Origin of the sequence: Salmonella sp. SJTUF15581, from assembly GCF_043356775.1 — a bacterium.
In the GTDB taxonomy this organism is placed as follows: Bacteria; Pseudomonadota; Gammaproteobacteria; order Enterobacterales; family Enterobacteriaceae; genus Salmonella; species Salmonella enterica.
In genome coordinates, this window is record NZ_JBEUJY010000006.1 from 140890 (window position 1) to 153356 (window position 12467).

Consider the following 12467-nt stretch of genomic DNA (forward strand, 5'->3'; position numbering starts at 1 on the left):
TTCGATAGAACCCTCTGTAGAAACGGATAATCATGCCGATAACTCATTTAACGCAGGGCTGTTTATCGTGAATTCACTGTATACCGCTGAAGGTGTAATGGATAAACACTCGCTGTGGCAGCGTTATGTACCGCTGGTGCGTCACGAAGCATTGCGCCTGCAGGTGCGATTGCCGGCGAGCGTGGAACTGGACGATCTGCTACAAGCGGGCGGCATCGGGTTATTAAATGCGGTCGACCGATATGACGCTTTGCAAGGAACGGCATTTACCACTTACGCAGTGCAGCGTATTCGTGGGGCGATGCTGGATGAATTACGCAGCCGCGATTGGGTGCCGCGTAGCGTCCGGCGTAATGCCCGCGAAGTGGCGCAGGCGATGGGACAACTGGAGCAGGAACTGGGGCGTAATGCGACGGAAACCGAAGTGGCGGAACGTCTTGGCATCCCTGTTGCGGAGTATCGTCAGATGTTGCTCGATACCAACAACAGCCAACTTTTCTCTTACGATGAGTGGCGGGAAGAGCATGGCGATAGCATCGAACTGGTGACTGAAGAACATCAACAGGAAAACCCGTTACATCAACTGCTGGAGGGCGACCTGCGACAGCGGGTAATGGACGCGATTGAATCGCTGCCGGAACGCGAGCAACTGGTGTTAACGCTGTATTACCAGGAAGAGCTCAATCTCAAAGAGATTGGCGCGGTACTGGAAGTTGGCGAATCGCGGGTCAGCCAGTTGCATAGTCAGGCCATCAAACGATTACGCACCAAACTGGGTAAGTTATAGGTCGCGCATGGTCGCACCCGAAAAGTGCCGCACAACGTATAGACTACCAGGAGTTCTCATGACGGTGCAGCAACCTAAAAGGCGGCCCTTGAGCCGCTATCTTAAAGACTTTAAACACAGCCAGACGCATTGCGCGCATTGTCACAAACTGCTCGACCGCATTACGCTGGTTCGCCGTGGCAAGATCGTTAATAAAATCGCTATTTCACAGCTGGATATGCTACTTGACGACGCTGCCTGGCAGCGGGAGCAGAAGGAGTGGGTGGCGCTATGTCGCTTTTGCGGCGATTTGCACTGCAAAAAGCAGAGTGATTTTTTCGATATTATCGGTTTCAAACAGTATTTGTTTGAACAAACCGAGATGAGTCATGGCACGGTGCGGGAATATGTCGTGCGTTTACGACGTCTTGGCAATTACCTCAGCGAGCAAAACATTTCCCACGATCTGCTGCAGGACGGTTTTCTCGATGAAAGCCTGGCGCCATGGTTGCCGGAAACCAGCACCAATAATTACCGTATCGCACTACGTAAATACCAGCAATATAAAGCGCATCAGCAGATTGCGCCCAGACAGAAATCCCCCTTTACCGCCAGTTCTGATATATATTAAAAAAGCATAAGATGTAGCAGAGTCGTGTTGGTGAAACGTGGCAAACCTTCTACATTAGGCTGAGTCCCCCAAAGGTTCGCGAGACGTGACGATGCGCCATGGCGGGACACAGTCTATGGTCATTAACGGCAATATTCGGGGTTACTATGAAATTAGCACTGCTGGGACGTCAGGCACTGATGGGAGTAATGGCTGTAGCGCTGGTGGCGGGAATGAGCGCGAAGAGCTTTGCCGATGAGGGTTTGCTGAACAAAGTTAAAGAACGCGGCACGCTGCTGGTAGGGCTGGAAGGTACCTATCCGCCGTTTAGCTTTCAGGGCGAAGACGGCAAATTAACCGGTTTTGAAGTCGATTTCGCCGAGGCGTTGGCAAAACATCTGGGCGTTAAAGCGTCGTTGAAGCCGACCAAATGGGACGGAATACTGGCGTCGCTGGACGCTAAACGCATTGATGTAGTGATAAACCAGGTCACGATTTCAGACGTCCGCAAGAAAAAATATGATTTCTCTACGCCTTACACTGTCTCCGGCGTTCAGGCGCTGGTGAAAAAAGGCAATGAAGGCACGATCAAAACGGCGGCCGATCTGCAGGGCAAAAAAGTCGGCGTTGGGCTGGGGACTAACTATGAAGAGTGGCTACGTCAACATGTGCAGGGCGTGGATATCCGTACCTATGACGATGATCCTACAAAATATCAGGATCTGCGCGTAGGCCGTATTGACGCGATTTTAGTCGATCGTCTGGCGGCGCTGGATCTGGTGAAAAAAACCAAAGGTACGCTGGCCGTCACCGGTGATGCGTTTTCGCGTCAGGAGTCCGGCGTTGCGTTACGTAAAGGCAACGAAGACTTGCTGAAGGCGGTAGATAACGCCATTGCGGAAATGCAAAAAGATGGCACCTTAAAAGCGCTCTCTGAAAAATGGTTTGGCGCTGACGTGACCCAATAATGCTCTACGTTGCCCGGCAGGCAGTGCGCCGCCGGGCAATATCAACCTCATACTATGTCAGCAAACGGAGGCGCGTGAATCGGCGCCTTTTTTATTTCCGTTGGATCAACGTGCATAATAAAAAGAACACACCACAACGTTACCGGAGGCTCAATGCCACTACATCACTTAACGCGCTTCCCTCGCCTGGAGCTTATTGGCGCGCCGACCCCGCTCGAATACCTGCCGCGATTGTCTGATTATCTTGGCCGTGAGATTTACATTAAGCGCGATGACGTTACGCCCATTGCAATGGGCGGCAATAAACTGCGCAAGCTGGAGTTTTTGGTGGCCGACGCGCTGCGAGAAGGGGCGGATACGCTGATAACCGCAGGGGCGATTCAGTCGAACCATGTCCGTCAGACGGCGGCAGTCGCGGCCAAATTGGGACTGCATTGCGTCGCCTTGCTGGAAAATCCAATCGGTACCACCGCGGAAAATTACCTGACGAATGGTAATCGCCTGTTACTGGATTTATTTAATACGCAAATTGAGATGTGCGATGCGCTAACCGATCCGGATGCGCAGCTGCAAACGCTGGCGACGCGCATTGAAGCGCAAGGGTTCAGGCCCTATGTGATTCCGGTCGGCGGCTCCAGCGCGCTGGGCGCAATGGGATACGTAGAGAGCGCCCTGGAAATCGCCCAGCAGTGTGAAGAGGTCGTCGGGCTCTCTTCGGTGGTGGTGGCCTCCGGCAGCGCCGGAACGCACGCCGGGTTAGCTGTCGGGCTGGAACATCTGATGCCGGATGTCGAACTGATTGGCGTGACCGTTTCACGTTCTGTCGCCGAGCAGAAACCCAAAGTGATTGCCTTGCAGCAGGCTATTGCCGGTCAGCTGGCGCTGACGGCGACGGCGGATATTCATTTATGGGATGACTATTTTGCCCCGGGTTACGGCGTGCCAAATGACGCGGGGATGGAGGCGGTGAAACTGCTGGCGAGCCTGGAGGGAGTGCTGCTGGATCCGGTATATACCGGTAAAGCGATGGCGGGTCTGATAGACGGCATCAGCCAGAAACGCTTTAACGATGACGGGCCGATTCTCTTTATTCACACCGGTGGGGCGCCTGCGCTGTTTGCCTACCATCCTCATGTATAACCTCCAGGTAATCAACGCGAATGCAAGAAAGTATCCAACTGGTTATTGAATCGCTGCCGTATTTGCTTAAAGGCGCCGTCTTTACCCTGCAACTGAGTATTGGCGGTATGTTTTTTGGTCTGCTGCTGGGATTTGTGCTGGCGCTGATGCGGATGTCTCCGCTATGGCCGGTTCGCTGGCTGGCGCGCTTTTATATCTCGATTTTTCGCGGTACGCCGCTTATCGCCCAGTTATTTATGATCTATTACGGCCTGCCGCAATTTGGGATTGAGCTGGACCCTATCCCGGCGGCGATGATTGGTTTATCGCTCAATACCGCGGCTTACACGTCCGAGACGCTGCGCGCGGCGATCTCGGCTATCGACAAGGGACAATGGGAAGCGGCGGCGAGCATTGGCATGACGCCGTGGCAAACGCTACGTCGCGCTATTTTGCCGCAGGCGGCTCGCGTTGCGCTTCCGCCGTTGAGCAACAGCTTTATCAGCCTGGTGAAAGATACGTCGCTCGCCGCGACGATTCAGGTGCCGGAGTTGTTCCGCCAGGCGCAGTTAATTACCTCGCGAACGCTGGAGGTGTTTACCATGTATCTGGCCGCGTCGTTAATCTACTGGGTAATGGCGACCGTCTTATCGGCACTGCAAAACTATTTTGAAAACCAACTTAACCGCCAGGAGAGAGAGCCAAAATGAGTGCGATCGAAGTCACCAACCTGGTCAAAAAATTTCATGGTCAAACGGTGCTGCACGGTATTGACCTTGAGGTGAAGCCCGGAGAAGTCGTCGCCATTATCGGCCCGAGCGGCTCAGGGAAGACAACGTTATTACGCTGTATTAACCTACTGGAACAACCGGAAGCGGGCACCATTAAAGTGGGCGATATTATCATCGATACCGCCCGCCCATTCAGCCAGCAAAAAGGGTTGATTCGCCAGTTGCGTCAGCATGTCGGCTTTGTCTTTCAGAGTTTTAACCTGTTCCCGCATCGTACCGTGCTGGAAAATATCATTGAAGGTCCGGTGATTGTAAAGGGAGAGCCGAAAGCCGAGGCGACGGCGCTGGCGCGGGAACTGTTAGCCAAAGTCGGGTTGGCCGGTAAAGAGACCCGTTATCCGCGCCGCCTGTCGGGCGGGCAACAGCAGCGCGTGGCGATTGCACGCGCGCTGGCGATGCGCCCGGAAGTGATTCTGTTTGATGAGCCGACGTCGGCGCTTGATCCTGAATTAGTCGGCGAGGTGCTTAATACGATTCGCCAGCTGGCGCAGGAAAAGCGCACGATGGTGATCGTTACTCACGAAATGGGCTTTGCGCGTGACGTGGCTGATCGGGCGATATTTATGGATCAGGGGCAAATCGTTGAGCAGGGGCCGGCGAAAACCTTGTTCGCCGACCCTCAGCATCCGCGTACCCGCCAGTTCCTTGAGAAATTTTTAGTGAAATAATACCTTTTCAACGCTCGCCCGAATTAGCCGCGCCTTGGGCGAGCGCAATGAATAATTATGAAGTCATTCTGCCAGATTATTAACCTCGCTCTCAGGCGGAAACCAAAAAACTGTAATGCCGCTCAAGTATTCTACGTTTCGTCCGATATTTCTTATATATAAACACTATTTATGTGTTAATTTAAGCCATTCATAATAATGATTATCAATATCAAAGGCGTGACCATAAAATATGCAGGAAAATGATTTCTTCACCTGGCGACGCGCAATGTTGTTACGCTTTCAGGAGATGGCGGCAGCAGAGGATGTTTATACTGAATTGCAATATCAGACACAGCGGCTGGAATTTGATTATTATGCCCTGTGTGTTCGTCATCCCGTCCCCTTTACCCGGCCTAAAATATCGCTTCGTACCACTTATCCTCCGGCGTGGGTAACGCATTACCAGTCCGAAAACTATTTCGCGATCGATCCGGTATTAAAGCCGGAAAATTTCAGGCAAGGTCATTTACATTGGGATGACGTGCTATTTCATGAAGCGCAGGCGATGTGGGATGCCGCCCAGCGTTTCGGATTACGCAGAGGCGTAACCCAATGTGTGATGTTGCCGAACCGGGCGCTGGGCTTTTTATCTTTCTCCCGTAGCAGTTTACGCTGCTCCTCGTTTACCTACGATGAAGTGGAGCTGAGGTTACAACTGCTGGCGCGGGAGAGTCTTTCGGCGCTGACAAGATTTGAAGACGACATGGTGATGGCGCCTGAGATGCGTTTCAGTAAACGTGAGAAAGAGATTCTGAAGTGGACGGCGGAAGGGAAGACCTCATCGGAGATCGCCATTATTCTGTCGATTTCTGAAAATACCGTTAACTTCCATCAGAAAAACATGCAGAAGAAATTCAATGCGCCAAATAAAACACAGATTGCCTGCTACGCTGCGGCGACAGGTCTGATATGACGTGCTGACGATGCTTCGCGCCAGACGCGAAACCGGCTGAAAGCGATGCTAACAGCCGGTTTTTTACTACTGGCGGTAAGCCTGTTTAATTTGCTTAACCGTACTGGAAAATACCGCCGCTTGTGCTTCATCATCCATCTGCGCGATCTGTTTTTCCATTTTAAGAATCACGCGCCCAGCATCGGCCTGGCCCATCGCCTGCAGCATCAGCGTTAACATGGCTTTCAGGCAGTTGACTTCAGTAGCCAGTTCTTGATTATTCTCAGCGGTGGAAAAATCAGGCGTACTCATTTATTTTCCTCGTTATGTTTCAGTGAAAATGTGCGATAGCAGATGTTAAGGCGGCGGAGTATACCATAAGCTACGCTAAAAATAGCAGTGGTTGTTTTTTGATCAAAAAGCGGAGGGGGTTACCCACAAAATAAACGTTGCCGCGTGATGCATATATTTTCTTCATTCTTTGTTTATTACGCGTATTTTACTCGTTAATTATTGTTACAAAGTTGATTCCCTAATTAGTGTTTAGACAGCGGAACGTGAAATTTTTGTCACCATTATGAAATAGCAGCCCGGGACAGCGCCGTCAGAAGGGGCTACAACGTTGGCAGTTGCCACACGACGTACAACATAATTTCCAAAAACGAGAGCAAAATCGAATACCCGGTGTTTTTTTACGTTTCAAAGTTGAGATAAAACCAGCTAATATAAGGGCGATTAACTATCAGTAGCGTTATCCCTATTCTGGAGATATTCCTTTGATCAACGTTCTTCTTGTTGATGACCACGAACTGGTGCGCGCAGGGATACGACGCATTCTTGAAGATATAAAGGGCATTAAAGTTGTCGGTGAAGCGTGCTGCGGAGAGGATGCGGTAAAATGGTGCCGTACTAACGCCGTTGACGTCGTGCTGATGGATATGAACATGCCCGGTATTGGCGGCCTTGAGGCGACGCGTAAAATTGCCCGATCGACAGCGGATATCAAAGTGATCATGCTGACCGTCCATACGGAGAACCCGTTGCCCGCCAAAGTGATGCAGGCTGGCGCAGCTGGCTATCTCAGCAAAGGCGCTGCGCCTCAGGAGGTGGTGAGCGCTATTCGTTCGGTGTATTCCGGACAACGTTATATCGCCTCCGATATCGCTCAGCAGATGGCGCTCAGTCAGATCGAGCCTGCAAAAACGGAAACGCCGTTCGCCAGTTTGTCTGAACGCGAGTTGCAGATTATGCTGATGATCACCAAGGGTCAGAAGGTCAATGAGATTTCAGAACAGCTGAATCTCAGTCCTAAAACGGTGAACAGCTATCGCTATCGTATGTTCAGTAAATTAAACATTCATGGTGATGTTGAGCTGACTCACCTGGCAATCCGCCATGGCCTGTGTAATGCGGAGACGTTAACAAGCCAGTGAGTGAAATATTTGACGCAAAGGCGTTTTTGAAAACCGTTACCAGCCAACCCGGTGTCTATCGTATGTATGACGCCGGCGGTACGGTTATTTATGTCGGTAAAGCAAAAGACCTGAAAAAGCGTCTTTCCAGCTACTTTCGCAGCAACCTGGCTTCGCGTAAAACCGAAGCGCTAGTTGCGCAAATTCAACACATTGATGTCACGGTAACGCATACCGAAACGGAAGCGCTGCTGCTTGAGCATAATTACATCAAGTTGTATCAACCGCGTTACAACGTGTTGTTGCGTGATGATAAATCCTATCCTTTTATTTTTCTGAGCGGCGATACCCATCCGCGTCTGGCGATGCACCGTGGCGCCAAACATGCGAAAGGCGAGTACTTCGGCCCATTTCCTAATGGCTATGCCGTGCGGGAAACGCTGGCGCTGTTACAGAAAATTTTCCCTATCCGCCAGTGCGAAAACAGCGTGTATCGCAACCGCTCGCGTCCTTGCCTGCAATACCAGATTGGCCGCTGCTTAGGCCCCTGCGTTGCAGGACTGGTCAGCGAGGAGGAGTATGCGCAACAGGTGGAGTATGTCCGGTTGTTTTTGTCCGGTAAGGACGACCAGGTCTTAACACAGCTGATTGCCCGGATGGAAAAGGCCAGCCAGGATCTGGCATTTGAAGAGGCGGCGCGTATTCGCGATCAGATCCAGGCGGTACGCCGGGTCACGGAAAAACAGTTTGTCTCCAATGCGGGCGACGATCTCGACGTTATCGGCGTGGCTTTTGATGCGGGTATGGCCTGTGTGCATGTGCTGTTTATTCGCCAGGGTAAGGTGCTGGGCAGCCGCAGCTATTTTCCAAAAGTGCCTGGCGGTACGGAACTGGGCGAAGTGGTGGAAACCTTTGTCGGGCAGTTTTACCTGCAGGGTAGCCAGATGCGCACGCTACCGGGCGAGATACTGCTCGATTTTAATCTTAGTGATAAAACGCTGCTCGCCGACTCGTTGTCGGAACTTGCCGGACGGCGTATTCATGTTCAGACAAAACCGCGCGGCGATCGCGCCCGTTATCTCAAGCTGGCGCGGACAAACGCGGCAACGGCCTTAATCACTAAACTCTCGCAGCAGTCCACCATCACGCAGCGTTTGACTGCGCTGGCGGCGGTATTAAAACTTCCTGCGATCAAGCGGATGGAATGTTTTGACATCAGCCATACCATGGGGGAGCAAACGGTCGCATCCTGTGTGGTATTTGACGCTAACGGGCCGTTACGCGCTGAGTATCGTCGTTATAATATCGCGGGCATCACGCCGGGTGATGACTACGCGGCGATGAATCAGGTGCTACGTCGGCGTTATGGCAAGGCCATAGAAGAAAGTAAGATTCCGGACGTTATTCTGATCGACGGCGGAAAAGGGCAGCTCGCCCAGGCGAAAGCCGTTTTCGCTGAGCTCGATGTCCCCTGGGATAAGCATCGCCCTTTGCTGCTCGGCGTCGCCAAAGGCGCGGACAGAAAGGCCGGTCTGGAAACACTCTTTTTTGAACCGGAAGGCGAGGGGTTTAGCCTGCCGCCGGACTCGCCGGCGCTGCATGTTATTCAGCATATTCGCGATGAGTCGCACGATCACGCGATCGGCGGGCACCGTAAAAAACGCGCGAAGGTTAAAAATACCAGTACGCTGGAAACCATTGAAGGCGTTGGGCCTAAACGTCGCCAGATGCTGCTGAAATATATGGGCGGTTTGCAAGGGCTACGTAACGCCAGCGTAGAAGAAATTGCAAAAGTGCCGGGTATTTCGCAAGGTCTGGCAGAAAAGATCTTCTGGTCGTTGAAACATTGAGGCCACTGTAGCAACATAGGGGTAATTTCACTGACAACAGATAGTTACCCGTCACTATGCAATTTAATATCCCTACGTTGCTCACGCTGTTTCGCGTCATCCTGATTCCATTCTTTGTCGTGGTGTTTTATTTGCCGTTCGCCTGGGCGCCGATGGTCAGCGCGCTGATTTTCTGTATTGCCGCTATTACCGACTGGTTTGACGGCTTTCTGGCGCGACGCTGGAACCAGAGTACGCGTTTCGGCGCTTTCCTCGACCCCGTCGCCGACAAGGTGCTGGTAGCGATCGCCATGGTGCTGGTCACCGAGCATTATCATAGCTGGTGGGTGACGTTACCTGCGGCGACGATGATAGCCCGCGAAATTATTATCTCTGCTCTGCGTGAATGGATGGCGGAGCTGGGCAAACGCAGTAGTGTAGCTGTCTCCTGGATCGGTAAAGTCAAAACTACCGCGCAGATGGTGGCGCTGGCGTGGCTCTTGTGGCGTCCGAATATCTGGGTAGAGTATGCCGGGATCGCGCTTTTCTTTGTCGCAGCGGTGCTAACGTTGTGGTCCATGTTGCAATATTTGAGCGCTGCACGCGGAGATTTGCTTGATCAGTGATCGTTTCGCCGCAAATTTCAGCAAACGATCGTGAGTGACGAAAAATATCGTTGACTCAGTGCGTCAGGTAAGTAGAATGCAACGCATCGAACGGCAGCACTGATTGCCAGACGATAACAAAATCAAGTGATTAACAAAGTTGCTTGATACTGCGGGAATAGCTCAGTTGGTAGAGCACGACCTTGCCAAGGTCGGGGTCGCGAGTTCGAGTCTCGTTTCCCGCTCCAGTTTAAAAGCATTGGCGTAAAGCGGATGCTGGCTGAAAAGCCAAAAAATTTGGCGCGTTAACAAAGCGGTTATGTAGCGGATTGCAAATCCGTCTAGTCCGGTTCGACTCCGGAACGCGCCTCCAATTTTTCCCGAGCCCGGATGGTGGAATCGGTAGACACAAGGGATTTAAAATCCCTCGGCGTTCGCGCTGTGCGGGTTCAAGTCCCGCTCCGGGTACCATGGGAAAGACAAGAATAATCAAAGCAATAAGCAGTGTCGTGAAACCACCTACGGGTGGTTTTTTTGTGCCTTCAGTTTGTATGCCGACCGCGAGCGTGAACTTTCCAGCGCGATACACAGTAAAAAAACACCGGTAGCGGCATTTCTGCCAGTACAGCAGTTATGTGCTACCGACCCGCAAGAACTTATGGCTGGTAAATACTAAACGTCGGGTAAATCAGCCGATAAAATCCATTAATCTCTATAAAAAATGCTGATATGTTTTATGCCTGCTTTATTAAAGAGAGTAGGTCTGCCAGTGAAATATACCGATAATGCAAAATTATTTATTAGCTTCATTAATATTGGGATTGTAGGTTGCGCTTTTTTACTTTTTTTTATTTTGTATGAGCCTGAGAGTGCAATCGTAACCTACTCTCTTCCCGGTGAGCTTTCCTCTTCGACATGTGATGCGCGTAATTTTATTGGCAACGTCGATGAAAATGACTTTGCAGAGTATATAAAAAAAGTAGAACTGACGCGCTACAGTATGTATTGTCTGAAAAAAACAGGGGCGGGCCAGTGGAGTATTTATGCAAATTAAACGAGTATATAACTGTTCAGGGGTGTTTTCTGCACAATTTAATTAAAGGTAGATAGCGAACTAATATTCATCACTAGGTAATGTGATCCGCTTCATGCTTTAATCACGTTTTGCAATATTGTCTTAATAACAGGTCAACTACAGATAATTTCGGGTTTTCGTGAATGGCGGTTTTGGTCAGTCTCTATATTATGCTTTCCCCGCTTTACGGAGATGATGATGCAAAAGAAAACCTGGGCCGTTTTATTGATACCATTGTGCCTCACCGCTTGCCACCAGACGACCAACCGATCAACAGCCAAAGATGAAATTCTCACAGGGAGCTATATTGACCCGACAAAAACACGCTTTCCGTTAGCGGATTATTCACAGTCGGTTGATAAATGGATACCTCCGGACTCGGCTGATTACACTATTCCGGTTATTGATAGTGCTACCCAACAACGCTACTTTAACGCACTAAAATCTCATTATTTCGGAATGGACAGTGAAGCGCACTCGCCGTGGAATGGTTTTTATATTACCGCATTGCTGAAAAAAAACGCAGCACAGGTCCGGGATGCCAGTATTAAGCAGTTTCTTAGCGACGGCAGTGCTTATTGGGGGGAAAACTTCAGACTTTATACCTCTCGCTGGAAAGAGGAGGTTAGAGGGAATACGCATACGCAGATTGACAATATCTATCATGCCTCCCGGCGAGGCATTATGGTCAGAGAAAGTTTAGTCAGAGCGCTGCCAACGGACGACCCGCTCTTTAACGATCCCCGTCAGGCGGGCGAGGGGTACCCGTTTGATAATTTACAAATGTCTTCGCTGCGTCCCGGTACGCCGGTCTATACGCTGGCGAAGAGCAAAGACCAACGCTGGCAATATGTCGTTTCACCAGCGGTAACTGGCTGGGTTCATAGTGAAGATATTGCCAGTACGGATCAGAAATTTATAACACAGTGGGTTTTGCTTGCTTATAAGCAACTGGGGGCATTTATCAACGCGCCGGTTTCTGTCCATGCCGCAGGCGTCTATTATTTCACCGGGCGACCGGGCACTATTTTACCGTTCCGACATCAACGGGCGGGCCAGTTCCTGATTGCGGCGCCAGTTCGCGATAGCAATGGTCGTGCGTCTATCCATTGGGTCTGGCTAAGCGGTAACGAGTTTACGGCTATGCCGTGGAAAATGACGCCGGAAAATATCGCCGTGCTAATGAAAGCAATGCACGGCGCCCCCTACGGTTGGGGAAATTTTAACTTTTATAATGATTGTTCAGCCGAAGTCCGCAGCCTGTTAATGCCGTTTGGCATATTCCTGCCCAGACATTCATCCGCGCAGGTAGAGTCTGCTGGACGGGGGGTCGATCTTAGTCATAAAAATCCCCAAATGCGGATCGATTATCTCACCAGATACGGAAAGCCGTTTACTACGCTGGTCTATATTCCAGGGCATATTATGCTGTATATCGGTAACACAACCATGAATGGGCAGGTTGTGCCGATGACTTATCAGAATATCTGGGGATTGCGCCCAAACCATGCTAATAGCCGGAGCATTATCGGTGAGGCAGTATTTTTGCCGTTACTGCGTTTTTATCCTGAAAATCCTGAGCTGATATCGCTGGCTGGTAAGGTTCTGTTTAAGCTTGGTTATATAGAATAGGTTGACAAACTGTGTTATCGCGGAAGACATGATTAAGGCAGCCGTGCGCGTGGATATA

13 protein-coding genes, 3 tRNA genes and 1 pseudogene are annotated in these 12467 nt (G+C 50.8%); 15 read left to right on the forward strand and 2 right to left on the reverse strand.

Annotated features, from left to right (window positions below; all coding sequences use genetic code 11):
- Positions 1-67: 67 nt before the first annotated feature.
- From ABVN36_RS12805 to sdiA, 7 genes are all read left to right on the forward strand, one after another.
- A complete protein-coding gene (locus ABVN36_RS12805; protein WP_001087453.1) occupies positions 68-787 on the forward strand; it encodes an RNA polymerase sigma factor FliA in 720 nt (239 codons plus the stop codon).
- Between the two features lie 58 nt (positions 788-845).
- Positions 846-1397, forward strand: coding sequence for a flagella biosynthesis regulatory protein FliZ (fliZ, locus tag ABVN36_RS12810; RefSeq protein WP_000218080.1), 552 nt, complete (start codon positions 846-848; stop codon positions 1395-1397).
- A gap of 146 nt (positions 1398-1543) precedes the next feature.
- A complete protein-coding gene (tcyJ, locus tag ABVN36_RS12815) occupies positions 1544-2344 on the forward strand; it encodes a cystine ABC transporter substrate-binding protein (RefSeq protein ID WP_000761634.1) in 801 nt (266 codons plus the stop codon).
- A gap of 153 nt (positions 2345-2497) precedes the next feature.
- Positions 2498-3484 (forward strand): D-cysteine desulfhydrase, encoded by a 987-nt coding sequence (dcyD, locus tag ABVN36_RS12820; RefSeq protein ID WP_001128188.1) that lies wholly within the window; start codon positions 2498-2500, stop codon positions 3482-3484.
- A gap of 20 nt (positions 3485-3504) precedes the next feature.
- On the forward strand, positions 3505-4173 hold the full coding sequence (tcyL, locus tag ABVN36_RS12825) for a cystine ABC transporter permease (RefSeq protein WP_001158238.1): 669 nt from the start codon (positions 3505-3507) through the stop codon (positions 4171-4173).
- Positions 4170-4922, forward strand: a complete 753-nt coding sequence (gene tcyN, locus ABVN36_RS12830) for an L-cystine ABC transporter ATP-binding protein TcyN (protein ID WP_001273033.1) — start codon at positions 4170-4172, stop codon at positions 4920-4922. Before tcyL ends, tcyN begins: the two co-directional genes overlap by 4 nt.
- A 232-nt stretch (positions 4923-5154) precedes the next feature.
- Positions 5155-5877, forward strand: coding sequence for a transcriptional regulator SdiA (gene sdiA / locus ABVN36_RS12835; protein ID WP_001157167.1), 723 nt, complete (start codon positions 5155-5157; stop codon positions 5875-5877).
- Positions 5878-5943: 66 nt separating this feature from the next.
- Here the strand turns inward: sdiA and ABVN36_RS12840 are convergent, their stop codons facing one another.
- Positions 5944-6168, reverse strand: a complete 225-nt coding sequence (locus tag ABVN36_RS12840; protein ID WP_000106483.1) for a DUF2594 family protein — start codon at positions 6166-6168, stop codon at positions 5944-5946.
- Positions 6165-6321, reverse strand: a pseudogene (locus ABVN36_RS12845) (hypothetical protein). The gene ABVN36_RS12840 and the pseudogene ABVN36_RS12845 overlap by 4 nt, the downstream one beginning before the upstream one ends.
- A 311-nt stretch (positions 6322-6632) precedes the next feature.
- On the opposite strand from ABVN36_RS12845, the gene uvrY reads away from it, so the two are divergent.
- The 8 genes from uvrY (at position 6633) to ABVN36_RS12885 (ending at position 12409) form a co-directional block, all read left to right on the forward strand.
- Positions 6633-7289: a UvrY/SirA/GacA family response regulator transcription factor gene (uvrY, locus tag ABVN36_RS12850; RefSeq protein WP_000611323.1), complete on the forward strand. Its 657-nt coding sequence runs from the start codon at positions 6633-6635 to the stop codon at positions 7287-7289.
- A complete protein-coding gene (gene uvrC / locus ABVN36_RS12855) occupies positions 7286-9118 on the forward strand; it encodes an excinuclease ABC subunit UvrC (RefSeq protein WP_001289464.1) in 1833 nt (610 codons plus the stop codon). Before uvrY ends, uvrC begins: the two co-directional genes overlap by 4 nt.
- A 56-nt stretch (positions 9119-9174) precedes the next feature.
- On the forward strand, positions 9175-9723 hold the full coding sequence (pgsA, locus tag ABVN36_RS12860; RefSeq protein WP_001160192.1) for a CDP-diacylglycerol--glycerol-3-phosphate 3-phosphatidyltransferase: 549 nt from the start codon (positions 9175-9177) through the stop codon (positions 9721-9723).
- Positions 9724-9874: 151 nt separating this feature from the next.
- Positions 9875-9950 (forward strand) — tRNA-Gly (locus ABVN36_RS12865).
- A 51-nt stretch (positions 9951-10001) separates the two neighbouring features.
- Positions 10002-10075 (forward strand) — tRNA-Cys (locus ABVN36_RS12870).
- 11 nt (positions 10076-10086) lie between these two features.
- A tRNA-Leu gene (locus tag ABVN36_RS12875) sits at positions 10087-10173 on the forward strand.
- Positions 10174-10423: 250 nt separating this feature from the next.
- Positions 10424-10756 (forward strand): hypothetical protein, encoded by a 333-nt coding sequence (locus tag ABVN36_RS12880; RefSeq protein ID WP_023137966.1) that lies wholly within the window; start codon positions 10424-10426, stop codon positions 10754-10756.
- A 213-nt stretch (positions 10757-10969) separates the two neighbouring features.
- Positions 10970-12409, forward strand: a complete 1440-nt coding sequence (locus ABVN36_RS12885; RefSeq protein ID WP_077908594.1) for an SH3 domain-containing C40 family peptidase — start codon at positions 10970-10972, stop codon at positions 12407-12409.
- The last annotated feature ends 58 nt before the right edge of the window (positions 12410-12467 follow it).